Here is a 25760-nt window from a genome sequence, read left to right as displayed (position 1 = left end):
ATGCCCCATATCCGTCGCCACCGCCACCGATCTTTTTTCATTCTGAACCCGGTAGGCAACAGGATTCGCTGCATCATGGTCGATCCGGAACGGTTTGACTTCCAGATCTCCTACCATAAAATCAACATCCGGCGTAATCGGGTGCATCAGATCTTCCGGAATCTCGCCAAGACTCTTGGAATCCTGAATTTCCTCTAATGTCTCTTTTGTGCTGTAAATAGGTGTGCCATATTTGCGCGCCAGCACGCCGAGCCCTTTGATGTGGTCGGAATGTTCATGCGTGATGAGAATTCCATCCAGTTCCCGCGCATTCAGCCCCAGGTCATTTAACCCCATCTCAATACGCTTGTTGCTGATCCCCGCATCCACCAGAACGTGGGTGTTGTCGCTTCCTATATAAATACAATTCCCGCTGCTGCCGCTGGCAATACTAACCATCCGCATATGTATCCTAATCCTCTTTTCCTAAAAATGACGCTATCTGCTTCCGAATATCCTCAATCCCGCCGTTGTTGTCCAGCACACGCGTCGCAAAGCTCCGGTAATCGTCCTCGGATGCCTGATTTGCCATGATGCCCCGGCATTTTTCCTCGCTGTAGCCGCGGCTTGCCATCAGACGTTTGATGCGGTTCTCCACCGATGTGTATACATACCAGATTTCATCAAACATCGCATTGTGCTCGTCATCATAGAGAGCTGCCTCCACAACGATGATCTCCTTGTCAGAATGGTTGATCGCATAGCGGATCTCCTCCCACGCCATCGGGTGGATGATGGCGTTCATCGTCTCCACCGCCTCTTTATTCTGGAAAATAAGCGCCGCCAGCTTTTTGCGGTCAATGCTGCCGTCCTTATTTAAAAAGGAATCACCCAGCGCCTCTACCACATGCTGATAGCCTTTCTTACCCGGCTCCATGAGCTGGTGAGCCACTTCATCTGCCTTAATAATTTCCGCGTCAAATTCCTCCTGCAGCACACGCAGGACCTCACTCTTACCGGAACCAACGCCTCCGGTAATACTGATTATCTTCATGTTTATCTGTACCTTTCCATTATTTCGTTTCAAACCACGAATTTCCCATCTTCATATCGATTTCCAGCTCCACCTGCAGCTGCGCCGCACGTTTCATCTCCGTCGCCAGAATCGACTGCACCTGTTCCAGCTCTTCTTTCCAGGTTTCAATCAGGAGTTCATCGTGCACTTGGAGGACAATGCGGGAACGCAGTCCTTCGCGGCGCAGGCGTTGATCGACGCGGATCATCGCAATCTTGATAATGTCGGCTGCAGTTCCCTGAATCGGGGAATTCATCGCCACACGCTCACCGAACGAACGCTGCATAAAATTGCCGGATTTCAGCTCCGGAATCGGTCTCACACGCCCATACATAGTCTTGACCTCGCCGTATTTCCTGCCCGTTTTTACCAGACCATCGAGGAAACGTTTGACATCCGGGTAGGTTTCAAAGTAGCGCTCAATGTACTCGGTCGCTTCCTTGCGGGAAATGCCGAGATCTTCGCCCAGCCCAAACGCGCTGATACCATATACGATACCGAAATTGACTGCTTTTGCATTGCGGCGAAGCTGCGGTGTCACTTCCTCAAGCGGCACATGGAATACCTGCGACGCCGTGATCGCGTGGATGTCCTCCGCCTGCCGGTATGCCTGGATGAGGTTCTTGTCATTCGACATATGCGCCAGCACACGCAGCTCAATCTGGGAATAATCAGCGTCAACCAGCACACAGCCCTCGCGCGGTACAAACAGCTTCCGGATCTCGCGTCCCAGCTCCATACGCACCGGAATGTTCTGCAGATTCGGCTCTGTACTGCTGATACGTCCTGTCGCTGTGATCGTCTGGTTAAAGGTTCCGTGGATTCGTCCGTCCTCCCGGATAAATGCACCCAGCCCGTCCGCATAGGTCGATTTGAGTTTCGCCACCTGGCGATAGTCTAATACTTTCCGCACAACCGGATACTCCGGCGCCAGTTTTTCCAGCACATCCGCCGCCGTCGAATAGCCGGTCTTCGTCTTTTTGCCGCCCGGCAGGGACATTTTTTCAAATAAAACCTCACCCAGCTGCTTCGGGGAATTAATATTAAATTCACAGCCCGTCTCGGCGTAAATCTCCTGCTCCAGTTTCTCTACCTGCGTCTGGAGGCGTTCGCCGTAGGCTTTCAATTCCTCCCGGCGCACCTGAATACCTTCCTCTTCCATATGGTAGAGGCTGTAAATAACCGGCATCTCTATCTCATAAAAGAGATGCAGCATTCCATGTCTTCGAAGCTGCCCCAGCAGGATTTCCCGCGATTTCCACGCCGTATATGCCATGTAGCAGACACAATTCAACGCTTTCTCCGGCATTGTCTCAAATGCATCCGACAGCGCCGTTTTTCCAAGCAAATCGACCTGTGACGGCACGGTCATATCCAGGTAATCGCGCGCCAGGTCATCATATCCATAGGTATCCTTGAGCGGATTTAACAGATATGCCGCCACGCCTGCGTCCATAACCGCACGGTTTCCTTCTGCATTCCGGATGCCGTCCACGATCCGGCGGCTGTGATTTTTAAGAAATGGAAGCTGGATCTTGAGATCCAGAACCGTCACAGACGGAACCACCTCCATCAGGCGTTCCAGCTCCTCCGCCAGATACTGTCCGGTCAGGAACCCAACCGCCGGGATCGCATAGATCGATGTCCCGTCCAGGCAGAGTGCCAGTGCTACAACCTCTCCTTTTTCAATCACCAGCTGCGCGCCGATCTCCTCTGCCCGCTGTGCACGGTCAAAAATCACCTGTGCCTCGCCAAAATCATTTACCAGACGGAAAGATTTTTCCATTTCTGATGACGCAAAAGCGTCCTCACCAAATTTCTGCAGAATGGACTTAAATTCCAGCTGCTTCATATACTGGTATGCCTCCGGCGTGTAAAGCGAATCCAGCTTCGCCTCCTCCAGCGAAAAACCAATCTCGCAATTGATGCGGATCGTTGCCAGATCCTTGCTCATCTGCGCCATGTCATAATGCTCCCGAAGCGCTTTCTGTGCGCGCGGCGGCTTTACTTCATCAATGTGTGCATACGCATTCTCAATGCTTCCGTAGGTGGTAATCAGGCTGGTTGCCGTCTTTTCACCGATCGATGGCACGCCCGGAATATTATCCGAAGTATCGCCCATCAGCGCCTTTACATCAATAAATTCGATCGGCGTCACCTGATACTCCGCCTTCACATCCTCCGGGTAATAGTCGCGTATCTCCGTCGTACCTTTCGAAGTACGCGGCATCCGAATCTTAATGTGCGTATCTGCAAGCTGCAGCAGGTCACGATCTCCTGATACGATAGAAACCTCCACGCCCTCCGCCGCACAGCGTTTCGCGATCGTTCCCAGAATATCGTCTGCCTCATACCCCGCCTTGGTAAGAATCGGCACGCCCATCGCTGTCAGCACTTCCTTCATCACCGGAACCTGCTCATGCAGCTCCTGCGGCATCGGTTTTCTCGTTCCCTTGTATGCCGCATACATTTTGTGACGGAATGTCGGCTCTTTCAAGTCAAATGCCACTGCCAGATAGTCTGCCCCCTCATCTTCGATCACCCGGAACATGATATTTAAAAATCCGTACACTGCATTGGTGTGGAGTCCCTTCGAATTTGTCAACTCCGGCACCCCGTAAAATGCCCGGTTGAGTATACTATGACCATCTATCAGCACTAATTTGCCCATCTGTTTCCGTCTCCTGTTCTATCACTTGTTGCTTTTTCTATGGTGCCAGCCAAATCCTGACCTGCAGCATCACCGTCACCAATACCGCCATCACGCCCAGCGTATTGACCGCATACTCCATTTTCCGGAAGCGCCACATCCGGCGCACGCGGGCATATGACTCAGCGATCCGCTTCTGCAGTGCGCCCATGATATCAAAAGTACCCGATCCGGTGTCCAGCTGTTTCAGTCCGACATCCACCATAAAATAAATTTCCAATTCTTCCTGACAGTTGCGGCAATGTTCCAGATGTTCCAGAAACGCTTCCAGCTCATCCCCGCTCAGTTTATCCTGGATATACGGCGTCACAAGACGCTCCGCTTCCCGACAGGTCACAGACGCCACCTCCTTTTCCAGTCTGTCATTCCATATGAATTATCATTCACGCATGACGCGTTCATAAAACCATTTGAACCTAATCATACCTTATTTTAATGAAACACGCAAGCCCCCGCGAATGCTTCGCTTCTTAATTTCAAAACAAACAAAAAAACAGTTGCAATCTGTCTCCAATTTTGGTAAGATAAAAAGCGTCGATAGACAGCCGGCTTGTCGGAATGGCAGACGAGGTGGACTCAAAATCCATTGGTGGCAACACCGTGCGGGTTCAAGTCCCGCAGCCGGCAGATTTGAAAGCCCTTGAAAATATTGGATTTTTCCTTTATTTTCAAGGGCTTTTGGTGTTTTCAAGCAAATATCTATCAGCCTTTCTTATTCTGTTTCATCTCCCGCCTTTTCTTCGTCATCAGACCGCCAATCCGCCCGCTCTCCTTGGCAGTCAGGCTTCTCCAGCCATACTGCCGTACCTTGTCTGCCAGCCCAATTTCTTCCGCCACCTCATATTTCAGCCGCTCTGCCGGGGTCATTTTCTCAAAATCCACCTTATTTTCATCCATAAAAAATACTCCTTTCCACCTTGTGTACTCAGAGTATGTCCATTTTCTGGAAAACTATTCGCATTGTTTTTCTATGTCCAGCTGCTCTTCCATCTCATCCGGCTCGTCGATCTCTTCCGGCAGCTGCTCCGTATCATCCCATATCTCCTCCGAATCTCCCCAGTTATATTTATCCTGAAAATTTTTTTCCTGATCGATCAGAAAATCCAGCCCGGCAGCTGCGCCTCCGATGGCAGCCCCGATCGATGTCACGCCGATTCCACCCACAAAGAGGATGGCGCCTATGATTGCCATTTTTTTCATCCATTTTTTCATTTTCCTATCCTCCTATGCCCTGGCTGACAGATAACCTGCCGCCTGACGGCAAAGCCGAATGATTTCCTTGACTGCCCACGGTAGGAACACACCGTAAAACAGGACACAACCACATATCAGAAGCAGACAGCTGCCCTCTGCCGCAATACCCAATCCGATGAACATCAGTCCCATCGCAAAATGTTCAAACAGACTCGCTGCACCCAGAACGAACAGCATAATTCCGCCAACAAATACCAGCACCGTCATCAGTCCCAGCACCACAAGTATCGCTGCCAGTGCGACCGCCAGCCCAAAAACACCTCCCACGGTTCCCGTCACCCACGAAAAGATAAACGGAAGAACTGCAAGCACTACCAGAACTGCCACAACCATTCCAATCTTGGAACCGGTTATTTTTTCTTTTAAGCAGTGCAGCATCTCGCTCAGACGGCTTCTTTGATTCTCATTGAATGCCGCATTTTCTCCCGTTTCCTCATCCCGAAATCCCCGGAATGGGTCATCCTCGGTTCCAGCCTGAAATCCTGCTTCTTTTTCTCGTTCTCCCTGTTCTGCCCCACCGCTTCTGGATAAAGTCGTCCGCTTTTCTTCAAACCGGCTGTCATTGTATCCCCGGTCTGTAAATTCGCCGCCACTCCATTCACTCTGCAGCTCCGTCCGGATTACCTCGGCAATATGCTCCGGACTCTGAAATTCTGCAAGTACCTCTTCTTCCTTCTCCGGTCCCGCTTCCTCCAGATAATCGCGGTAATAGTCAATCGCATCCCGTTTTTCTTCTTCCGGAATATCCTGCAAGAGCGCTTCCAGTCTCTCTAAAAATACTTCTTTTTTCATGATCTGCCTCTCCTTATCCCTCTTTCAGTATCTCTGAAATTTTTCCTGCATACACGTTCCACTCACCCCGGTAAAGATTCAGCTGAATCCGTCCCGCCTCCGTTATTTTGTAATACCGTCGGTTTCTGCCGTCGATCGCCCGGTCATATGTTTCCAGGCAGTCATCCTTCTGAAGCCGCCGCAACACCGGATAAAGCGTGGACTCCGATATTTCGATTGCCTGACGGACATCCTGCGTGATCTTATACCCATATGTTCCTTCTGCAGATTTTGATACAACCGAAAGGACGATCGCATCCAGAAGCGCAGCTCCTGTATTAAAAACCATCTTATCCCTCCTAAGATACATTAATTCAAAATATAATATTTTTTCTTGTTTAATATTATATATTATATAATATTGTATCTGAATTATATATCAGTGTGCCTTCTTTGTCAATATTTTTCCAAATATCCTTATGACTCACTCCAATCCATCTTTCTGCTCCCACACCCCTTCACCACGCCGTATCCCGCTCCTCATCACGCAAAAAACAGACCGTACAACCTATGTTCCATCACATACGCCATACTGCCTGTTTTCATTTTTATCTTAATAAAATCACCAAATAGCTTTCTACAGCACCAGAAACAGCCAGCTCTTTCTTCCAATCCCAGAAATACCCAACTGCGTTTCGGTCAAGAATACCATGCCCCACGCCATCACAAAAACGGCTGCCACCTCCACATTCTTCCTGTGGAAGTGACAGCCTGATGATTCTTTCATCCTCCGTCTGACGCACTATCTGTCCGATGAGAAACTGGCATCAACCGTTTGATTAATTTTCTTCTGCTTCCTGATTCTCAAGAGCTTTCATGCTCAGGCTGATCTTGCGGTCTGCCTCGTTGAAATCAACTACCTTAGCAGTGATAACCTGTCCTACGCTCAGTACGTCGGATGGTTTGTCAACATGCTCTCTGGAAATCTGGGATACGTGAAGAAGTGCATCTACACCTGGCTCCAGCTCAACGAATGCGCCGAAATCAGTCATACGTGCTACCTTGCCTTCTACTACGTTGCCTACAGCATATTTCTCAGCTGCGTTTGCCCACGGATTGCTCTCCGGGAACTTTAAGCTCAGAGCGATCTTCTCGCCGTTGATATCTTTGATCAGAGCTTTTACTTTATCGCCTACTTTGAAAACCTTCTTCGGGTTCTCAACTCTGCCCCAGGACATCTCAGAGATGTGAAGCAGACCGTCAGCGCCGCCAAGGTCGATAAATGCACCGAAATCAGTTACATTCTTAACAACACCTTCTACGGTCTGACCAACAGCGATCTTCTCGAATAATTCTTTCTGCATAGCAGCTTTCTTCTCAAGCAGGATCTGCTTGCGGTCGCCGATGATACGGCTTCTTCTTCCGCTCGGATTGAACTCGGTAACTACGAACTCAATCTCCTGACCTGCGTACTTGGATAAGTCTTTATCATAAGTATCAGAAACCATGCTTGCCGGAATGAATACACGGGTTCCCTCAACCTCTACTACGAGGCCTTTCTCCATAACCTGTGTAACTTTCTCTTTCAGAACTTCCTTGTTCTCGAAAGCTTCTTTCAGACGTTTCAGACCCTTATCAGCAGCCAGTCTCTTGTAAGATAAAGCAGCCATGCCCTCTCCGTCGTTTACTTTCAGAACTTTTGCTTCCAGTTCGTCGCCGACCTGAACTTTGGTTCTAAGATCTACGCCCGGCTCATTGGTGAATTCGCTTCTTGTGATGATGCCTTCGGATTTGCTTCCAGCGATGCTGAGAATGATTTCGTCTTCCTTGACACCGATAACCTGACCGGTAACAGCCTCTCCTGTACGTAATCTCTTGAATGATGATTCTTCAAACATTTGTTCAAAACTTAATTCTGACATTAGTATGAACCTCCTCGATAATTTGATTTGGGGTCGATGCCCCGGCTGTAATACCTACGCTGCGCACAGTACCTGTTATCTCAGGCTTGAAATCTTCCAGTGTCTGAATGTAGTAAGTGTGTTTACATTCCCTGCGGCAAATCTCATACAACTTTTGTGTGTTAGAACTGTTTCGTCCTCCGATAACAATCATAACATCCACCTGTGAAGCTATCTGCCTCGCCTCAACCTGTCTCTCCTGTGTTGCATTGCAAATCGTATTTAAAACAAGTATATCATAATACGTTTTTGAAATTTTTTCAACTAAATCTTGAAATTTATTGTAGTTAAATGTCGTCTGCGCCACGATACAGAGCTTTTCATCCGGTCTGAGTGCCAGATTTTCAAATTCCTCCAGTGACTCGACTGCCAGAGTATACTCATTTCCCCAGCCCTTGATACCCTCGACCTCCGGGTGGTGCTCATTTCCCACGATAATCACGCGGCGTCCGGCTTCGCACTGTTCCCGGACAATCTTGTGGATCTTTTTGACAAATGGACAGGTCGCGTCCACAAGCTCCAGTCCCTGGCGTTCCAGGAGTTCATAAATCTCCCTGCCTACGCCGTGGGAACGGATAACGACCACGCCTTCTTTCAGGGCTTCCAGTTCCTCCTTCGAATTGATGACCTGTACGCCCTTCTCTTCCAGATCCTGCACCACCTCTTCATTGTGGATGATGGGACCGTAGGTATAGATCTGCTTCTTCCCCGTCGCTATCTGATCATATACCTTCTCGACTGCCCGCTTCACGCCAAAGCAGAAGCCAGCCGTCTTCGCAACTGTGATTTCCATGTTCCTGCCCGCCATTCCTCCTATTCCTCATCGTCTTGGATAAATAAATCCCCTCTGTCTCCTTCATAAAATCCACCTTTGCTCCTGTCTCTCATAGCATCCCGCGAATTCTCCAGAATAGAAATTCTTCCGCCTTTAATCGGCAACTCATTTACCCTCATTGTTATAGTTTATCATACTTTAGACTGCTGGTAAAGTCTAAATCGACGTAAAATTATATAAAATTTACACGATTAACTGATTTTACAACCGCATTTTGGAATTTACGCCGCATTCAGTCCCTGTCTTCGGAAATTGCCGTTACTCCTTTTGCCTCCCGGCAGCCGGATCGGTGTCCGGATCATCCGACCGGATGCCTGCCAGACGCATAAACTCACGCATCGCCGCCGTCACATAACGCCCCCGCTTGACCGAAAATGTGATCTCCCGCTCAGACAGCGGGTCGTCCAGCTTATAATAGACCAGCCTCGGGTCCTCCGGACGCCACTGTACAATATCAGAACGCACAAACATCGCTCCAACCCCGTTGGAGACGATATTTAAAGAAGTCAGCACCTGATCCACCATCATCACAGTTTTCATCGTAAAACCGCTGTTGCGGCACATTTTCGCGCCTCGTTTATACATATCATTGCCCGGTTTCATCGTGATAAACGGCACATCCTTAAATTCCTTTAACGGAACCGCCTCCACCTCCGGTTTTAAAAAGGACTTGGACAGAATCTCCTGCCTGGACAGTCGGTATGGCTGCAGCTTCCGGTTAACCGGAAAACTTTCCGGAACTGCCAGAATCAGATTTTCTTTCCGGAATAAATACCGTTTGATCGAAGTATCGTCCTTCTCCATCGCCGTCTCCAACACCAGATCCAGCGACTCATTTTCCAACCCCGCTTTCAGCTCCCGCGTATTTCCTTCTGTTAGGTCAATCGTAACCTGCGGATATTTTGTCTGAAAACGGGCAATCAGATCCGGATACACAAACGAGCAGAAATAAGATGCACCGCCGAGCGCCAGCGTGCCGCCCTGAAGCCCCGCAATATCTTGAAAATACCGTTCCAGATTCCGTTCCAGAAAAAGAATCTTTTCAACGGTACGGATGTAATACGCGCCCTCCTTCGTCACCGTCAGCGGAATCGTACTGCGATCAAAAATCGGCGCTCCCATCTCTTTCTCTGCCTTCCGCACCATGTTGCTGAGTGCTGGCTGGCTGATAAAAAGCTTCTTCGCCGCTTTGGAAAAACTCTTTTCTTTGTAAACCTCATACACGTACTTCATTTCATTCAGCATTTGTCAATTCCCCCTGTCCATTTTCCATCCTGCTTTGCTTAAATGATGTTACGATTCTTGCACACATGACCCGTAACGAATTTTGCCATGGCTCTGCACTTAAATATGGCTGATCCACTTTCCCATATCTCTATGCTAAAATCTGCTATAAACGAATATAACCGCCATATCTAACAGTTATTTTTCATTGTTATTATTTTATCATAAGATTTCTATATCTGCAAACAAATAAACTGTATTTTCCGTCTGTTTGTCGTTTTTCAGGCAGAATCCAGCTTATTTCAAAAAACTTCCAGGTGCGTGAATCAGCACTCAAAAGAAGCTGCGAACGCCTGCGCTCTGCATATCTAAGGCAGCTAACCTGCGTCCACAGCTTCCATTTTTAATATGGAGGTTTATTCAATTCCTAAGCTTTTACAAATTTCTGATGTTTTATATTGCGGCTGCTCAAGGGGAAATCACAGCCACAATTCATGCAGTCTTTCATTGACAATTCGTTCTTGATACTTCTTAATATATAGCCATATTATTTGTCGCCCAAACAAACAACCTTGCCGTCTTTTACGATCAGAACCTCTTCCGGTGTTCCCTCGTCGAAGATAACGGTCGGATTGTACTGTACCATGTCGATATGTACGGTCGAACGTGCCGGCTGTCCATAGTAGAAGCCGTTGCCCATTGCGATGTGGCAGGTTCCTCTTGCCTTCTTCTCTTCCTCAAAGTCTCCGTTGAACATACAAGCCGGGTTAAGTCCAAGTCCGATCTCTGCAATGTTGTCGGAATCTTTAACTTCTGCGATCTGACGGCGGATTTCTTTACAAATCTTCGGATCGCCGCCAACTACCTCTACGATACGCCCTTTTTCGATTCTTAACTCAACCGGTGTGGTTGGGCATCCATAGTAGCAGATAGGTCCATCAATTACCAGTTTGCCATGGGTTGTGTCGATCACCGGTCCTAAGGAAACCTCGCCGTCAGACCAAGCCATTGCATCGCCCGGATTTCTCGCGATACCACATTCGATGATCGGCTCCATCTGATTCATTTCCATGTACAGGTCGGTACCAGCCGGTGTGGTGATGTGAGCCATCTTATGACCTCTCCAGATAGCCTGCAGCTTCTCGCCATCTGCGTAAACTGCTTCGTAGTCTGCCAGAGCGCCGCCTCGTGTGAAGTTATCGATACTTCTTAAGCAGATGGAAACCTCACGGAGTTTCTTCTGGTTGATGAGCTCTTTCAGATGGTTATTGTAGATAGCTGCACCGGATGCGGTGGTCATGCCGACAAATACGTCGCATGCATCCATGCCAAGCTCCAGTGACTTCGGGAAAATGGTTGCTTTGTCTTTTCCACGAATCGGCATCATGTATACGCCGTACTCAGCGCCGCAGTTTAAAGCGGCTGCTGCCATCGCCTGAGTCATTCTCTCGTCGGTTTGAGGGTCAACGACAATCAAAACTTCCTCGCCCGGTTTAACAGCCATCAGGTTGCCAAGAAGATACTGTGCACGCTCCATACATTCGATAATTCTGTTATCACTCATAGTTCATTCTCCTCGCTTTTTTTATTATTTGACAGTTTCCGCATCCAGCCGATTTAAGCTATCTGCCTGTCATTGTTCTCTGTTTCATAGCTGTTTATTTAGTTTTTCTGTTCCTCATGAGGTTTGACTATATACTATCAAACCCGCACACACTTATAAACAAATATACCCATTTGCGAATATGTTATAAATATTTCGTGATAAGGGGTTTACCATCCTGCTGGAAGCATTCCCAGTGCGCTGAAAATTGCGTAGAATACGGTACTGCCGTACAGCACGCCTGCATCGGCTTGCTTGCCATCCAGCCGCAGTTCCATACCGGCTCAATGTCACCTGTTTTTCTTGCTCGGGAGGCGGTGCTTCACATCCAAATCAGACTTAAAAATACCAGGAATCCCCGTTCAGCCGATACACTGGCTGAACGGGGATTCCTGGCGTCATACAAAACAGTAAGGTATATTTATATGGTTATAATTGGGGTGAACTGTCTAGTTGGATGCAATAGTTTTATTTGTCGCCCAAACAAACAACCTTGCCGTCTTTTACAATCAGAACCTCTTCTGGTGTTCCCTCGTCGAAGATAACGGTCGGATTGTACTGTACCATGTCGATATGTACGGTCGAACGTGCCGGCTGTCCATAGTAGAAGCCGTTGCCCATTGCGATGTGGCAGGTTCCTCTTGCCTTCTTCTCTTCCTCAAAGTCTCCGTTGAACATACAAGCCGGGTTAAGTCCAAGTCCGATCTCTGCAATGTTGTCGGAATCTTTAACTTCTGCGATCTGACGGCGGATTTCTTTACAAATCTTCGGATCGCCGCCAACTACCTCTACGATACGCCCTTTTTCGATTCTTAACTCAACCGGTGTGGTTGGGCATCCATAGTAGCAGATAGGTCCATCAATTACCAGTTTGCCATGGGTTGTGTCGATCACCGGTCCTAAGGAAACCTCGCCGTCAGACCAAGCCATTGCATCGCCCGGATTTCTCGCGATACCACATTCGATGATCGGCTCCATCTGATTCATTTCCATGTACAGGTCGGTACCAGCCGGTGTGGTGATGTGAGCCATCTTATGACCTCTCCAGATAGCCTGCAGCTTCTCGCCATCTGCGTAAACTGCTTCGTAGTCTGCCAGAGCGCCGCCTCGTGTGAAGTTATCGATACTTCTTAAGCAGATGGAAACCTCACGGAGTTTCTTCTGGTTGATGAGCTCTTTCAGATGGTTATTGTAGATAGCTGCACCGGATGCGGTGGTCATGCCGACAAATACGTCGCATGCATCCATGCCAAGCTCCAGTGACTTCGGGAAAATGGTTGCTTTGTCTTTTCCACGAATCGGCATCATGTATACGCCGTACTCAGCGCCGCAGTTTAAAGCGGCTGCTGCCATCGCCTGAGTCATTCTCTCGTCGGTTTGAGGGTCAACGACAATCAAAACTTCCTCGCCCGGTTTAACAGCCATCAGGTTGCCAAGAAGATACTGTGCACGTTCCATACATTCGATAATTCTGTTATCACTCATAGTTTTAATCTCCTTTTCTTGTTTTGTCTGGTTCCCTTAAATTTTTTCACCTTTGCAAGTGGGAATTATTTCTGTTTTTTTCCTTTTTATCCAGAAAACGTGGACTTTTCAGAACCGGGGGTTCCATATTCCATCTTTGATTCACGTTCTGCACAAATTTGTCGTTTCCCCGCTTTCCGGGTTTCATACATAACTACTGCCCAGATATATTCCACATTTCATACGAATCCGGGATGTCTCTTTCTAAAACTCAAGCTGCCTTTTTGGCTTCTTCCTGATTGAAAATCTCGTGATCCAGTTCACCCTCCATCTGAGAAATGCAGACAGACGCTACCAGGTCGCCTACAGAGTTAGTAGATGTGTGAATCTGGTCGATAATACGATAGATTCCAGCTACCAGTGCGTATGCATCCAGCGGAAGTCCCATCTGCGTCATCAGGGTTAAGCTGATAACCAGACCAATCTGCGGAGTTGCTGCACAGCCAACGCTTAAGAATGTTGCCTGTACAACCAGCATAATCTGCTGCTGAATACTTAACTCTACGCCGTACAGCTGTGCGGCAAAGAGAACAACGATACCAAAGTATGCACACGTTCCGTTCATCTGAGCGGTACATCCAAGTGGAAGTACGAAACTCGCAATATCTCTCGGAACGCCCATCTTCTTCGGTGCTACTTCCATTGATACCGGAAGAGCTGCTGAAGAAGTACAGGTACTAAATGCGATCATCCAAGGTTCAAACGCTTTGCGCCAGAATTTCATCGGATTTACCTTTCCAATCACGGTAAGGAAAATGCCGTATCCAACAGTACTCATGATGATGCAGGCAAGATAATCAGTTAAGATGAATTTCAGAACCGGTCCGAAGATGGCAACGCCATATTTCGCAAGTGCTACAGTCATCAAACTGAATACACCGTAAGGGATGATTCCAAGAATCATATCGATAACCTTAAACATCGTCCGTGAACAGAGGCTGATAATGTCACATAACTGCTGCGCTTCCTTGCCGATGCTGATGATGGCAAATCCAAGGAACAGGGAGAAGACGATAATCTGCATCATCTCGCCGCTTGTCAGTGCCTGGAATGGGTTGGACGGGATTAAGTCGAGCAGTGTCTGGTAGATACCCGGAAGTTCTTTCACTTCCATTGCTGTCTCTGCCGTTCCCAGCTGCAAGCCACGTCCCGGTTTGATGATATTGGCAAGTATCAGACCGATGGTTGCTGAAATACCGCCAGTTGCTAAAAACCAGATGATGGTTTTAACACCGATGCTTCGAAGTTTCTTGATATCGCCCAGCGAAAGCGCCGCGTCGATGATACAGAAGAACACCAGCGGAACGACAATCATCTTGATCAACTTGATAAACAAATCTCCGATGAACTGGAAGAACGGAAGGACATATCCGTTAATGATCTCATTCTCTACGCCGCCCATAAAATTTAAGACGTAACCAAACGCGATACCTGCAAACAATGCAATGAATATTTTCACGTACAACGGAGTCTCTTTTTTCTCCGCCCCATTTTTTGTTTTCCCCGCCATGTTGTAATACCCCCTTATGTAATGGTTTTCTGTTTCTTGTTTCTCGCTCCTCATGAGGTTTGACTATATAGTATCAAAAAGCCAGATTATTATAAACAAATATATCGAATCACGAATAAGTTATAATAATTCAGTGATACAGAGTTAGTTCTGACTTACTTTTTGGGTATTGTCTCCACAATAAAAACAATTTTATTTTTGCAAATCAGTTCCGTGCTGTTTTCTGTAAAATACTAAAAGCGGGTAAAAGTTTTTTTGCTTTTACCCGCTTCTTGCTTGAACCTCTTCTTAAAGGTTTCTATTTTATTTCGTCTGCATCATCTGCTTTTTTAGAAATGGCATTATATGTGAACCATTTTAGCTTTTACTGGTTATCCGAAACATAAACCGCTGCTTCTGTTCCTGCAGTCGAACCAAACATAACCGCCTCGGTCAGCTCATTGCCGGAGAGCACACCTTCACCGTCTACTGCCGCTGACAGGATCGGACCTGCTGCATAAAGACCATTGATCAGCTCGCCGCTATCTTTGTTTAGCTGTTCCGCATTGTTGCTGACAACCAAGGCAGCTGCCTTTCCATCTGCCTCATATACCTGAGATTCCTCAAAAACCGGAATCAGGGAGACATCGGTCGCTACCAGTGCCAGGCAGTCAATTTCCTGATCCTTGCCGTCCACCGTCACAGTGATGCGGTCAAGCGCACCTTCTTCATCGTAAGCGACGCTCTTTAATTCTGTCTTATATTCAACTGGAATCTTCAGCTCTTCGACTTTTTTAAGCAGCGCTTCCTGTACAAGCTCGTTCAGATTTCCCTCTTTTGCCGGGAAACTGCGGGCTACCGTGGAACCTGCCTCCTGTGTCAGATCGCCGTACTCCATTCCCAGTGTGTCGGCAAGCCAGTCTTTCGCCTCTTCGCTGTTCTCCGATACATCTGCCGCCATATCCGAATTGTTCGTATTATTTCCTGCCGTCATAATATCGGACAGATAAATCTCAAAATCATCCGTAAGATTCGCCTGGAACTGCTCATCTGTATTGGCTGCATTGACATACGGCGCCATCTCCGCCATATCTGCCGCCAGCTCTTCGCCCGGTGCCAGAATCAGGATCTTCGACGGATCCATGCCCTCGGCTGCCGCCTGAACCGCCGCGATCAATCCGGCGCTGTCTCCGCCTGCGATGACAAGCTGTGCATCCGATGCTTCTGCCTCTCCGACCGCTTCGGTTGCTTCCTCGCTTGCCGCTGCACTCTCTGTTGTATCTGCCTTACTGCCGCATCCCGCCAGTGCCGCTGTTCCCAGAACCGCTGCCGCCGTCAGAATCCCTGCCTTTTTAACTGTATGGAATGATTTTTTCATAATCGTTCTCTCCTTTCCCTCTCGCCGGAGTTCCTGCAGCTGTCTTCAAACATGCACAGTACCTCTCGTTTGTGGATTTCAGTCTAACATAGAACCTGCGGCGAATCAATTAAGGTTTCTTTAATTCTTACGGCGGAAAAAACGAAATTTTCTGTTACTTACACAAATCCGCAATCACCTGTGCAAAAATCTTCGCGCTTGCCACCAGATCACTCACATAGGCAAATTCATCTGCCCCGTGCATCCGGTTGTCCACACCCGGCATCGACGCGCCAAATGCAACGCCGTTTTTCAAGTCATGCACATATGTGCCGCCGCCGGTGTAGTTGCACTCGCCCTTGTTGCCGGTATAAAGCTCATAAGCATTCAGAAGTGTTCTGACAAACTCGGAATTGCCGTCTACAAAATGCGGTTCTCGCAGCTGCGGGGACTCTAACTTCATGCCGTGGGACGCAAGTTTTGCCTCCACCGGTTTCAACAGGTTGTCATCATTGCCGCCGATCGGGAAACGTCCGTCAAAGTACGCTTCCATCCGTGTCTCCGTCATCGTAAGCATCGTGAATGCCAGAGACAGCGCTCCGGATCCTTCTGCCTGCATCGCCACGCCAAGCGCCTTGCCCTCGGTATCATTCCACGGGAAGCACTCAGTCAGACTGTGAATCAGCTTCGTCTGTCCGCAGGATGCAAATGGCAGGCGATCCAGAAGCAGAAGCAGGGATGCCAGCGCATTTTTGCCTTCCTCCGGTGTCGAGGCGTGTGCGCCCTCACCGATTGCGGTGATCACGATCGCATCTTCCTCTGCCTGAAGCTCAAACTGTACGCCAGTCTCCTTCGTCACGCCCTCTGCCATCGGACGTACCTCTTCCTCGGTCAGTCCTGTAATTGTCGCATGCGCCTTGCCCGGAACAACATTGATCTTGATGCCAGCCTCGATGGACAGGATCCGCGCATTCTCCGTCGATACCTCAAAAGAAGCTGTCACATGCCCCGGGAAACGTCCTTTTTCGATATTGATAACCGGGAACGAAGCATCCGGTGAAAATGTCATCGGCGCTTCCTTCTCCACTTTATAATAATGTTCAATATCGCTGCTGCCGCACTCCTCATCTGTTCCCAGAATCAGACGGACATTTTTTGTCACCGGGATTCCCAGTTCTTTGACCGCACGCATCGCATACAGAGCTGCCACCGCCGGTCCCTTGTCATCCGCCGTGCCGCGTCCGTACAACTTTCCGTCTTTTACAATCGGTTCAAACGGCTGTGTCACAGTCCAGCCCTCGCCTGCTGGGACAACATCCAGGTGTGCCAGAATATCTAGCTGGTGCTCACCGTCGTTTAAATCGGCGGTTCCTACATAATTATCGTAATTGTTGATGGAAAATCCATACTCTTCCGCCATTTTGAGTGCCTGTGCCAGTGCGCGGCTCGGACCTTCGCCGAACGGATCGCCCTCCTGGTATGCCGAACGCTCGCTGTTGATGCTGCACAGCGTGCATATGTCATCTAACATCTCCTGCTTGTGCGCCTCGATATACTGCTCGATTTTCTTTTTATACATAAATCTTCCGCCTCGTTCTTTTCCTTTTGTTATTATTTGGACAGAATTCCAGCCAGTACCTGGTTCACTACCTTTCCGTCTGCCTTGCCCTTTACCTTCGGCATCAGGGTTTTCATGATTTTGCCCTTGTCAGACGGTGCCGGATTTTCAATGCCAAGCTCTGCCAGAACACTTTTGATCACCTCTGCGATCTGCTCTTCGGTCAGATCCTCCGGTGCAAATTCCTGATAAACTGCCAGACGTGCCTGTGCCTCCTCACGGATATCCGCACGATCTGCCGGAGCCAGTTCCAGAGTCTCCTTCGTCTGCTTGATCTCTTTCTTTACAACTGCGTCCGCCTCTTCCTCAGTCAGCGGAGAACGCTTGTCGATCTCCGCATTTTTCAGTGCGGATAACAGCATGGATAAGGAATCTTTTCTTGCTTTGTCTTTTGCTTTCATGGCTTCTACCATGGCTGCACGTACTACATCTACTCTGCTCATATGAAATGTCTCCTTTTCTGATTTTTTCTATATTTTCACCATGCCCAGGCGGGACGATGGGAACCCTCTCTTGTTTCACCATGCCCAGTGGTGCGATAGGGACTCTCTCTTGTTTTACCATGCCCAGGGGTGTAAAACCTGCGGTTTCACACCCCTGTCCGGCTGCGCCGTATAGCAGAAATCCCCCTTTCAGCGCCTGAAAAATAAATTTTCCATTCGCTGAAACGGTGCTTTCCGCTGCATGGCTTTAGTTACGCCCAAACTCGCTTAATTTAAGCTTCGGATTCCGCTCTTCTACCATTCCCACACTCCAGCTGTTGACAAACAGAAGCAGTGGATTGTCTTTGAGGTCTTTGATCCGCTTCATATCCGAAGTTCCCTGAATCTTGGCAACGTCGATCTCGTCAGCGTTTTCTACCCAGCGGATGTACTCGTATGGAAGCTTTTCCAGCTTGACTTCTACATTGTACTCATTTTCCAGACGGTAGGTCAGTACCTCGAACTGGAGGACGCCGACTACGCCGACGATGATCTCTTCCATACCTGTGTTGAACTCCTGGAAGATCTGGATCGCACCTTCCTGGGCGATCTGGCTGATGCCCTTGATGAACTGCTTGCGCTTCATCGTGTCCATCTGGCGCACGCGTGCAAAATGTTCCGGTGCGAACGTAGGAATGCCTTCAAATTCTACCTTTTCACCTGTACAGAGTGTATCACCGATCGAGAAAATACCCGGATCGAATACACCGATGATATCGCCCGCATATGCCTCCTCGACGATCTTTCGATCCTGCGCCATCATCTGCTGTGGCTGGGAGAGACGGATCTTGCGTCCGCCCTGCACATGCGTTACTTCCATGCCTGCCTCAAATTTGCCGGAACAGATACGCATAAATGCGATACGGTCGCGGTGCGCCTTGTTCATATTTGCCTGAATCTTGAAGACAAACGCGCTGAAATTCGGAGAGAACGGATCCACCATGCCGGTTGTCGTATTTCTCGGCAGCGGCGAGGTTGTCATTTTCAGGAAATGCTCCAGGAATGTCTCTACACCAAAGTTTGTCAGAGCCGAACCAAAGAATACCGGGGATAAATTTCCGCGGCTGACACGCTCCATATCCAGCTCATCGCATGCACCGTCCAGAAGCTCGATATCATCCATCAGCTGCCGATGGTAGTCTGGACCGATGATGGAGTTAACCTCATCGCCCTCTAACGAGAACTCCTGAGATGCGACCTCCTTCTGTCCGCCCATTGCTGCTGTGAAAGTTGTGATCTTCTTTGTGGCACGGTCATACACGCCCTTAAAATTCTTACCGCAGCCGATCGGCCAGTTGACCGGGCAGGTACGGATGCCGAGCACGCTCTCGATCTCATCCATCAACTCAAACGGATCGCGCGCCTCGCGGTCCATCTTGTTGATAAAGGTAAAAATCGGGATGTGGCGCATAACGCAAACCTTGAAAAGCTTGATCGTCTGCGCCTCGACACCCTTAGAACCATCGATGACCATGACCGCCGAATCGGCTGCCATCAGAGTACGGTAGGTATCCTCCGAGAAATCCTGATGTCCTGGTGTATCCAGGATATTGATGCAGAATCCCTCATAATTAAACTGTAATACGGAAGAGGTAACCGAAATACCTCTCTCCTTCTCTATCTCCATCCAGTCAGAAACCGCGTGCTTGGCTGCTTTTCTTCCCTTGACCGTACCAGCCAGGTTGATCGCGCCTCCGTAGAGAAGAAACTTCTCCGTCAGGGTTGTCTTACCAGCATCCGGGTGGGAAATAATGGCGAATGTACGCCGTTTTTTGATCTGCTCCGCTATATTTTCCAAAAAAATCTTCCTCCAAACTTACTACCATTCTTCAACTTTGTCTAAACGTATTTATTCTATATTATTTTAAACGAATACGCAAGTCCAAGTTATGGTTCACTCACGCGCGATCGGTAACAGATCTTAAAAACATTTTTCATCTTCTTCTTGATCCTTTTCTTTAAAAAACATATAATCATACTATTAACGTGGATATATAATAAATAGTAACAGTTGAACATATGAAACCGTTGCGATAACTATACAATCAACATTTTATAAGAGCTGTTGATTATTGTAGAGATGCAGGAGATATAAAGGAGTTATTTTATGATTCTAGCTATCGACGTTGGAAACACCAACATTATTATCGGCGTGATCGACGCAAAAAAAACGTATTTTGTAGAACGCATCACGACCACCATCGGAAAACCGAATCTGGAATATGCCGTGGCGCTGAAAAGTATTCTTGAAATTTACCATATCGCCCCAGATCAGCTTGATGGTGCGATCGTCTCCTCGGTCGTTCCGCCGCTTAACCGGACGATTCTTGCCGCCATCCGTAAAATAACGGGACTAAACGCAATGCTGGTCGGTTCCGGCATGAAAACCGGCTTAAACATCCTGATGGACAATCCGAAATCCGTCGGCAGCGATATGATCGTAAACGCAGTCGGTGCCCTTGCAGAGCATGAACCGCCAATCATCATCATCGAAATGGGAACCGCTACGACCATGTCTGTCATCGACAAAAACGGACGCTATGTCGGCGGCGCGATCCTGCCGGGACTTCGCGTTTCCCTCGACAGCATGAGCGCCAGCACTGCCCAGCTGCCGCGCATCAGCCTCGATACGCCGCGCCGTGTCATTGGCAAAAATACCATAGACTGCATGAGAAGCGGCGTCATATTTGGCAATGCCGCGATGATCGACGGTATGCTGGATCGCATCGAGGAAGAACTCGGAGAGAAAACTTCCATCATCGCCACCGGCGGCATCTCCAAGATTGTCCTGCCGCTCTGTTCGCATACGATCACGTATGATGGGGCGCTGTTGATGAAGGGATTACTACATTTATATGAAAAAAACAGGAGAACCGAATAATCAAAAAGGCTGTCTCTCGGCAGATGCATCTATATGATACATTCTGATGGGAGACAGCCTTTTCATCACAGTTTATTATGCTGACATCTATTTATTACCGGTCACGGTCACAGCAGCATTTATTTTACAACCTTCAGCTTCATATTCTCTTTCTCAATCCGATCCAGCTTCTCGCCGTCCAGACGGAGTGCAAATCCAAACGGATTTACCACGATTCCATTCACGTAATCCAGATATTTTTTCAGATCGCGGAAGCGGACTTCCATTGCTCCAAACTGGTGTTTACGGTCAAATTTGCCAAATTCTACTAAATCCGTAAATGCCGGGTAATAGCGTACACCCTTTCCGGTGGTCAGAACCGGCACTGCCGTCGTCTTCTGCGGGTCAGCAACCGGAACCAGCAGACGCGCACCGTAAAGCTCTTTGCACATCAGATCCTGCATCTGTGGGAATGCCTGATGCTGTACCAGTGCCTGATAGAACTGATTTGCAGAACGGACCAGGGACGGGTTCATCACGATCTCGGATGTATCCTTTGGTTTCTCGATGATGCTGAACAGCGACATGGACATATGATTTTCCTGTCCCTTGTCGATCACAACTGCCTCAAAACCGCTGCGGTAGAGGTCGTTGAAAAAGGAAATACGCTGTAATGGGCGGATCTCCAGTACCTTCGTCTCTACGCCGACCATCTCCAGCCCTTTCACGAACTCATCTGCATACTCGCGGCTGGTGTAAAGGAAAGCAGCCGCCTTGCCGTTCTCTGCACCCAGGAAGAAGTTTTTCGTCGCATGGACAGTCACAACAAACAGTCCCGGCTCTCTCTGAAGCAGCTCCAGAACCTCTCCCATCACTTTTTTATCTGCTTTATCCTGATGTTCTTTCATCAGCTCACGTAATTTCTCCATTTGAATTCCTCCGGCTCTTTTTATCATGCGCGAGACTCAATCCGCCTGCGCCTGTCTTTTCTACTCTGTCTGCTGTCCATGACTGCCTGAGTGTCGCATCGCCAAGCTGCCTTTATCACTATATCAGATGGAATACTCCGCTCAACCCCAGTTCAGATAACAGTCATCTGCTTGATTTTCAGATTCTTTTTGCAGACTATATCCTCTATATTTTAACACAGAGCCGCCAAACAATCAATCAGAAGAATCTCACACAATCTCTATAACACAATCCCTATCAACATTCAGCTCAAATAATGCTTCATGCTTTTTAACGCACTCTTCTCCAGCCGTGACACCTGCGCCTGCGAAATATGAATTTCTTCGGCAACCTCTGTCTGGGTCTTTCCCTCAAAAAAGCGCATATCAATAATGCGGCGTTCCCGGTCCGGCAGGCGCTGCATCGCCTCCCCCAGCGACAGATCCTCGACCCAATGTTCCTCTGAATTTTTCTTGTCACTGAGCTGATCCATCACGTAGAGCGGATCGCCGCCGTCCGTATAGACCGGTTCGTACAGGCTGACCGGGCTCTGGATAGCATCGAGCGCATACGCAATCTCCTCTTTGCTGACTCCCAATTCTTTGGCAATCTCACAGAGTGTCGGCTCCTTTGACTGCTTTTTCAGCAGATTTTCACGGGTATAGATCGCTTTGTATGCCGTATCGCGGAGCGACCGGCTGACCCGGATTGAATTGTTATCCCTCAAATACCGTTTTACCTCCCCCAGAATCATCGGAACCGCATACGTCGAAAAACGGACATTCTGGGTAATATCAAAATTATCAATCGCCTTGATGAGGCCGATACAGCCAATCTGGAACAGATCGTCCACATTTTCCCGGCTGCCCGAAAAGCGCTGTATTACACTGAGCACCAGCCGCAGATTCCCCTTTATATACTGTTCTCTTGCCTCCCGATCGCCCTTTAGAATCCGGCGAAACAGTTCTTCTTTCTCCTCATTACTTAAAAGAGGCAGCTTGGATGTATTGACCCCGCAGATTTCCACTTTATAGACCGGCATTTCCATTCCCTCCGTATGATGGACGATCAACGCAAACGGTTGAATCGTTTTGATTTTTGTTTTGTCACCTATACATTAGAATGGACAATTCAAAGCTCATTTATACCCGGACAAATGAGAACCGTTTTCACTCATTCCAATTTCTTGCCTTTTCTGCCGTTCCATAGTAAAATATATTTTCAGGGGTTTTACGATCAATATTATTTATAGAAAATAGAATTCAACCACAAGGAGATCCATTCATGAACACACAAAAAAAAGCCCGTTCCCTCTACTGGGATATCGTAAAGGGATGGGGCATTATTGCGATCGTGCTGGGGCATACCGGATATTTCGCCGGTGCGTTCGTCTATCTGTTCCACCTGGCACTGTTCTTCTTTATCACAGGCTATTTTTATAATGAAACGAAATACGGGGATACGCCGTTTCTCTACTTCGGCTCCCGTCTCGCCGGTGCATGGCCCAGGTATATGTTCTACACGCTGTTTTTTGTCCTGCTCCACAACTTTTTTGTGACGCACAGGCTCTATGCAGGCCAGGAACTTTACAACCACACCAGAATGCTTACGGCATGGATGAGCAGTCTTTCCTTCAACTCCCCGGAACAGGTTCAGGGTGCCCTCTGGTTTCTGCCGGTCTGGCTGGTGTCCTCCGGACTCTTTGCCGGATGCGTCTGGTTTGGACGCGCAGCTGCCCGCTTCACCCGGAAAGATAATGTCAAGCTTCCTGTATGTGCATTTGCATGCATCCTGATTGGCCTTGCTGGTGTCTTCTTAAATATGAGAAGCTGCCCGCTCCCTTACAATCTGCAGGCGGCACTGCTCGTTGTTCCGGTCTATCTCATCGCCTGGCTGATGCAGCAGTTTTTCTCCAATTTCCGCCACTATACGGTCTGGTACGGCTGCCTGATAAGCGCCCTGCTTCTGCACCTGACGAACACAAATCTTCACATTTTCATCGATCTGGCAAGCATGCACATTCCGGGCGTCTTATTTTATCCGATCTCCATCATTGGAATTTACTTCGTCCTTTCGCTCTCCGACCTGTCCGAGCGCATCAGACCGCTGGCAAAGGTCCTTGCCTTTTTAGGACGCCATTCCTTTGACATTATGGCGATTCATTTCACGCTGTTCAAGCTGATCGATTTTGCCTATGCCCGCTTCATTTTGAAGGAAATACCGGAAACGCTTTCCAACTTCCCAGTCTCCTTCCGCTATGAAATGGGTCCGTTTTACATCCTGATCGGTCTGTTTCTTCCAGCACTTATCGGCTGGTGTATAGACCGCATTGCTGCGAAATTTCTTTCTTAAGGCGTTTCATAATCTTCTTTTCCAGCCTCGATATGTATGACTGCGAGATACCCAGAAGGTCGGCAACCTCCTTCTGGGTCATTTCATTTTCCTGTTCTCTCCCCAGACCAAAGCGCAGCTTCACGATTTTCTGTTCCCGCGGATTCAGGCGGTCGATCGCCGCATTCAACAGTTTCCGCTCTGTCTCATCCTCCAGATCCCGGTAAATAATATCCTCATCCGTTCCCAAAATATCCGACAGAAGCAATTCATTTCCATCCCAGTCCACATTCAACGGCTCATCGATCGAAACCTCGAGCTTCGTCTTATTATTTCTCCGGAGATACATCAGAATCTCATTTTCAATACAACGGGATGCATAGGTCGCCAGCTTAATATTTTTATCCACGTCAAACGTGTTGATCGCCTTGATGAGACCGATCGTCCCGATCGAAATCAGATCTTCCACGCCCACGCTGGTGTTGTCAAACTTTCTTGCTATGTAGACCACCAGGCGCAGGTTGTGTTCGATCAGCGCCGAACGCGCCTCTTTATCCTCACTGGTTCCAAATTTTCTTAAAACCTCCGCCTCCCGCACACTGTCAAACGGTGCCGGAAGGATATCGGTTCCCCCGATATAATGAACTTCCCCGTCCCGATGCATCAGAAATGACCGGAACGACGGCATCATTTTTAAACGGAACTGACCTGGAACTGAAACTTTTATAAACATACGCTTTCCCCCTTATGTTGTTCGCTATGGTTCAGACCATAACGGCTGTTTTTCTTCACAACCAATATTTTTCATTGAGCAGCATCTGATACTCGCCCTTCTGCGACAGCGCCTCCTGTGAAATGGCAATCCACGGCTTCTCAATCACCCGCATACCGCCCTGACTGGACACTTCCATCCGCTCCGCCTGATATGCCGGAATCACGCCGCCGCCCTTTCCGACACTCCGAAATGGGATGTATTGGACACCGTCCTCCCAGGAAAAAAATCTCTCTGCCGCACACGCATCCAGCACCTGCACCGGACGCCCCGAAAGCGGCATCGTCAGATGGTTGCCTGTGTCGAGAATCGCCTGCACATGCCGCTCCCTGCCTTTGTTAAAAAGCGTTACCGCGTACTGGTGTTCCAGCTTCATACACCGCTGCATACCAAACCGCCACACCGCAGATGGAATCAGAAAACTACCCCCCGCGGTAAACAGCCAGAACAGAAGATTCACCTGTATTCCAAGCGGCTGAACCAGTTCCATGCAGCCAGCCGCCAGCATAGATGCTATGTAAAGCCCGATCGCGGCTTCTGCCGCCTCCGACTTCCTACGGATGGAAAATGCCGTCCATGACATCAGCACACTCATCGTGGCGCTTAGGAGCATCCGCCCGGCATATCCCAGCGGAACCGGAGCTAACACCATTCCTAACGCATACACGGCTCCCAGAAGACTCCCTGCCAACCGCCCATACCGGCGTTCCGGCAGACGCAGGCAATTCTTCACCACCGACAGAAGCAGGAAATCCGCTGCCAGATTTTGCAGCAGGATGACATCCGCATACACACGATAGGTCACTGTCTCTTCCCACCTTTCTGTCCGACACGGGATATTATAAGAAAAAAGTTCCGCAAAATTTGTCAAACCGAGGGCGCAAAACGCCTGTTTTGATCGCCAAAAATCGGGGGAAAAACGTGAAATTTGAATAGATTCGACATAAGTCGAAGGTCTGAATCGACG

24 protein-coding genes, 1 tRNA gene and 1 pseudogene are annotated in these 25760 nt (G+C 48.6%); 3 read left to right on the top strand and 23 right to left on the bottom strand.

From position 1 onward, the window contains the following. From PUQ60_RS05205 to PUQ60_RS05190, 4 genes are all read right to left on the bottom strand, one after another. On the bottom strand, positions 1-444 hold a 444-nt coding region (locus PUQ60_RS05205), incomplete at its 3' end, for an MBL fold metallo-hydrolase (RefSeq protein WP_273482860.1). A 7-nt stretch (positions 445-451) separates the two neighbouring features. Then, entirely contained in the window at positions 452-1033 is a 582-nt protein-coding gene (gene coaE / locus PUQ60_RS05200; protein ID WP_022360434.1) for a dephospho-CoA kinase, read from the bottom strand. Positions 1034-1052: 19 nt separating this feature from the next. After that, positions 1053-3725, bottom strand: coding sequence for a DNA polymerase I (gene polA, locus PUQ60_RS05195; protein ID WP_273380520.1), 2673 nt, complete (start codon positions 3723-3725; stop codon positions 1053-1055). Positions 3726-3762: 37 nt separating this feature from the next. Continuing rightward, positions 3763-4101 (bottom strand): zf-HC2 domain-containing protein, encoded by a 339-nt coding sequence (locus PUQ60_RS05190; RefSeq protein WP_022360432.1) that lies wholly within the window; start codon positions 4099-4101, stop codon positions 3763-3765. A 207-nt stretch (positions 4102-4308) separates the two neighbouring features. Here PUQ60_RS05190 and PUQ60_RS05185 point away from each other — a divergent pair. Further along, positions 4309-4391 (top strand) — tRNA-Leu (locus PUQ60_RS05185). A 75-nt stretch (positions 4392-4466) separates the two neighbouring features. Here PUQ60_RS05185 and PUQ60_RS05180 read toward each other — a convergent pair. From PUQ60_RS05180 to PUQ60_RS05110, 15 genes and pseudogenes are all read right to left on the bottom strand, one after another. After that, positions 4467-4661, bottom strand: coding sequence for a small, acid-soluble spore protein, alpha/beta type (locus PUQ60_RS05180; protein ID WP_022360431.1), 195 nt, complete (start codon positions 4659-4661; stop codon positions 4467-4469). Between the two features lie 54 nt (positions 4662-4715). Further along, positions 4716-4976, bottom strand: coding sequence for a hypothetical protein (locus PUQ60_RS05175; RefSeq protein ID WP_022360430.1), 261 nt, complete (start codon positions 4974-4976; stop codon positions 4716-4718). Positions 4977-4988: 12 nt separating this feature from the next. Further along, positions 4989-5810 carry a DUF1700 domain-containing protein gene (locus tag PUQ60_RS05170; RefSeq protein ID WP_273380518.1) on the bottom strand — a complete coding sequence of 274 codons (822 nt, stop codon included), beginning with the start codon at positions 5808-5810 and terminating at the stop codon, positions 4989-4991. Between the two features lie 13 nt (positions 5811-5823). Beyond that, positions 5824-6138 (bottom strand): PadR family transcriptional regulator, encoded by a 315-nt coding sequence (locus PUQ60_RS05165; protein ID WP_022360428.1) that lies wholly within the window; start codon positions 6136-6138, stop codon positions 5824-5826. Positions 6139-6429: 291 nt separating this feature from the next. After that, a pseudogene (locus PUQ60_RS05160) lies at positions 6430-6522 on the bottom strand (EamA family transporter); the annotation flags it as partial. A 106-nt stretch (positions 6523-6628) separates the two neighbouring features. After that, positions 6629-7711, bottom strand: coding sequence for a 30S ribosomal protein S1 (rpsA, locus tag PUQ60_RS05155; protein ID WP_022360427.1), 1083 nt, complete (start codon positions 7709-7711; stop codon positions 6629-6631). Next, the gene (gene ispH / locus PUQ60_RS05150) at positions 7692-8543 is read right to left on the bottom strand and encodes a 4-hydroxy-3-methylbut-2-enyl diphosphate reductase (protein ID WP_273401120.1); all 852 of its coding nucleotides are present in this window, start codon (positions 8541-8543) and stop codon (positions 7692-7694) included. The genes rpsA and ispH overlap by 20 nt, the downstream gene beginning before the upstream one ends. Positions 8544-8843: 300 nt before the next feature. Beyond that, complete coding sequence (locus tag PUQ60_RS05145; RefSeq protein ID WP_273381507.1) at positions 8844-9830, bottom strand: LysR family transcriptional regulator; 987 nt, start codon at positions 9828-9830, stop codon at positions 8844-8846. A gap of 526 nt (positions 9831-10356) precedes the next feature. Beyond that, entirely contained in the window at positions 10357-11373 is a 1017-nt protein-coding gene (locus PUQ60_RS05140; protein ID WP_118524346.1) for an aminopeptidase, read from the bottom strand. A gap of 507 nt (positions 11374-11880) precedes the next feature. Next, on the bottom strand, positions 11881-12897 hold the full coding sequence (locus PUQ60_RS05135; protein ID WP_118524346.1) for an aminopeptidase: 1017 nt from the start codon (positions 12895-12897) through the stop codon (positions 11881-11883). 250 nt (positions 12898-13147) lie between these two features. Then, complete coding sequence (locus PUQ60_RS05130; RefSeq protein WP_022360231.1) at positions 13148-14446, bottom strand: dicarboxylate/amino acid:cation symporter; 1299 nt, start codon at positions 14444-14446, stop codon at positions 13148-13150. Between the two features lie 364 nt (positions 14447-14810). Next, positions 14811-15803, bottom strand: a complete 993-nt coding sequence (locus tag PUQ60_RS05125) for an FAD-binding protein (protein ID WP_273381504.1) — start codon at positions 15801-15803, stop codon at positions 14811-14813. A 154-nt stretch (positions 15804-15957) separates the two neighbouring features. Further along, positions 15958-17361: a dipeptidase PepV gene (pepV, locus tag PUQ60_RS05120; RefSeq protein ID WP_022360229.1), complete on the bottom strand. Its 1404-nt coding sequence runs from the start codon at positions 17359-17361 to the stop codon at positions 15958-15960. Between the two features lie 32 nt (positions 17362-17393). Beyond that, on the bottom strand, positions 17394-17843 hold the full coding sequence (locus PUQ60_RS05115) for a GatB/YqeY domain-containing protein (protein WP_022360228.1): 450 nt from the start codon (positions 17841-17843) through the stop codon (positions 17394-17396). Between the two features lie 247 nt (positions 17844-18090). Next, positions 18091-19680 (bottom strand): peptide chain release factor 3, encoded by a 1590-nt coding sequence (locus tag PUQ60_RS05110; protein WP_106999734.1) that lies wholly within the window; start codon positions 19678-19680, stop codon positions 18091-18093. 309 nt (positions 19681-19989) lie between these two features. On the opposite strand from PUQ60_RS05110, the gene PUQ60_RS05105 reads away from it, so the two are divergent. After that, entirely contained in the window at positions 19990-20763 is a 774-nt protein-coding gene (locus PUQ60_RS05105) for a type III pantothenate kinase (RefSeq protein WP_106999733.1), read from the top strand. Between the two features lie 119 nt (positions 20764-20882). Here the strand turns inward: PUQ60_RS05105 and PUQ60_RS05100 are convergent, their stop codons facing one another. Both PUQ60_RS05100 and sigG read right to left on the bottom strand, forming a co-directional pair. Beyond that, entirely contained in the window at positions 20883-21671 is a 789-nt protein-coding gene (locus PUQ60_RS05100; protein WP_022360225.1) for an SseB family protein, read from the bottom strand. Between the two features lie 284 nt (positions 21672-21955). Continuing rightward, a complete protein-coding gene (gene sigG / locus PUQ60_RS05095) occupies positions 21956-22732 on the bottom strand; it encodes an RNA polymerase sporulation sigma factor SigG (RefSeq protein WP_106999731.1) in 777 nt (258 codons plus the stop codon). Positions 22733-22974: 242 nt separating this feature from the next. Here sigG and PUQ60_RS05090 point away from each other — a divergent pair, with 242 nt between their 5' ends. Further along, positions 22975-24042: an acyltransferase family protein gene (locus tag PUQ60_RS05090; protein ID WP_273380426.1), complete on the top strand. Its 1068-nt coding sequence runs from the start codon at positions 22975-22977 to the stop codon at positions 24040-24042. Here PUQ60_RS05090 and sigE read toward each other — a convergent pair. Beyond that, on the bottom strand, positions 23996-24754 hold the full coding sequence (gene sigE, locus PUQ60_RS05085) for an RNA polymerase sporulation sigma factor SigE (RefSeq protein ID WP_273380424.1): 759 nt from the start codon (positions 24752-24754) through the stop codon (positions 23996-23998). The two genes, PUQ60_RS05090 and sigE, sit on opposite strands and share 47 nt — an antisense overlap. A 55-nt stretch (positions 24755-24809) precedes the next feature. After that, positions 24810-25598, bottom strand: coding sequence for a sigma-E processing peptidase SpoIIGA (locus PUQ60_RS05080; RefSeq protein ID WP_273380422.1), 789 nt, complete (start codon positions 25596-25598; stop codon positions 24810-24812). Between the last annotated feature and the right edge of the window lie 162 nt (positions 25599-25760).

The sequence above is a fragment of the Clostridium sp. AF02-29 genome, assembly GCF_934835585.1.
In the GTDB taxonomy this organism is placed as follows: Bacteria; Bacillota; Clostridia; order Lachnospirales; family Lachnospiraceae; genus Otoolea; species Otoolea fessa.
The sequence above is the reverse complement of the archived record's forward strand: the minus strand, read 5'-3'. Positions and strand labels throughout refer to the sequence as shown.

Coding starts and splice junctions, on each gene's coding strand:
- PUQ60_RS05175 (WP_022360430.1), bottom strand. CDS start 4,976: ATGAAAAAATGGATGAAAAAAATGGCAATCATAGGCGCCATCCTCTTT.
- PUQ60_RS05100 (WP_022360225.1), bottom strand. CDS start 21,671: ATGGAGAAATTACGTGAGCTGATGAAAGAACATCAGGATAAAGCAGAT.
- PUQ60_RS05145 (WP_273381507.1), bottom strand. CDS start 9,830: ATGCTGAATGAAATGAAGTACGTGTATGAGGTTTACAAAGAAAAGAGT.
- PUQ60_RS05125 (WP_273381504.1), bottom strand. CDS start 15,803: ATGAAAAAATCATTCCATACAGTTAAAAAGGCAGGGATTCTGACGGCG.
- ispH (WP_273401120.1), bottom strand. CDS start 8,543: ATGGAAATCACAGTTGCGAAGACGGCTGGCTTCTGCTTTGGCGTGAAG.
- PUQ60_RS05140 (WP_118524346.1), bottom strand. CDS start 11,373: ATGAGTGATAACAGAATTATCGAATGTATGGAGCGTGCACAGTATCTT.
- PUQ60_RS05180 (WP_022360431.1), bottom strand. CDS start 4,661: ATGGATGAAAATAAGGTGGATTTTGAGAAAATGACCCCGGCAGAGCGG.
- PUQ60_RS05130 (WP_022360231.1), bottom strand. CDS start 14,446: ATGGCGGGGAAAACAAAAAATGGGGCGGAGAAAAAAGAGACTCCGTTG.
- rpsA (WP_022360427.1), bottom strand. CDS start 7,711: ATGTCAGAATTAAGTTTTGAACAAATGTTTGAAGAATCATCATTCAAG.
- PUQ60_RS05165 (WP_022360428.1), bottom strand. CDS start 6,138: ATGGTTTTTAATACAGGAGCTGCGCTTCTGGATGCGATCGTCCTTTCG.
- PUQ60_RS05115 (WP_022360228.1), bottom strand. CDS start 17,843: ATGAGCAGAGTAGATGTAGTACGTGCAGCCATGGTAGAAGCCATGAAA.
- sigG (WP_106999731.1), bottom strand. CDS start 22,732: ATGCCGGTCTATAAAGTGGAAATCTGCGGGGTCAATACATCCAAGCTG.
- PUQ60_RS05105 (WP_106999733.1), top strand. CDS start 19,990: ATGATTCTAGCTATCGACGTTGGAAACACCAACATTATTATCGGCGTG.
- sigE (WP_273380424.1), bottom strand. CDS start 24,754: ATGTTTATAAAAGTTTCAGTTCCAGGTCAGTTCCGTTTAAAAATGATG.
- PUQ60_RS05090 (WP_273380426.1), top strand. CDS start 22,975: ATGAACACACAAAAAAAAGCCCGTTCCCTCTACTGGGATATCGTAAAG.
- PUQ60_RS05135 (WP_118524346.1), bottom strand. CDS start 12,897: ATGAGTGATAACAGAATTATCGAATGTATGGAACGTGCACAGTATCTT.
- PUQ60_RS05170 (WP_273380518.1), bottom strand. CDS start 5,810: ATGAAAAAAGAAGTATTTTTAGAGAGACTGGAAGCGCTCTTGCAGGAT.
- coaE (WP_022360434.1), bottom strand. CDS start 1,033: ATGAAGATAATCAGTATTACCGGAGGCGTTGGTTCCGGTAAGAGTGAG.
- polA (WP_273380520.1), bottom strand. CDS start 3,725: ATGGGCAAATTAGTGCTGATAGATGGTCATAGTATACTCAACCGGGCA.
- pepV (WP_022360229.1), bottom strand. CDS start 17,361: ATGTATAAAAAGAAAATCGAGCAGTATATCGAGGCGCACAAGCAGGAG.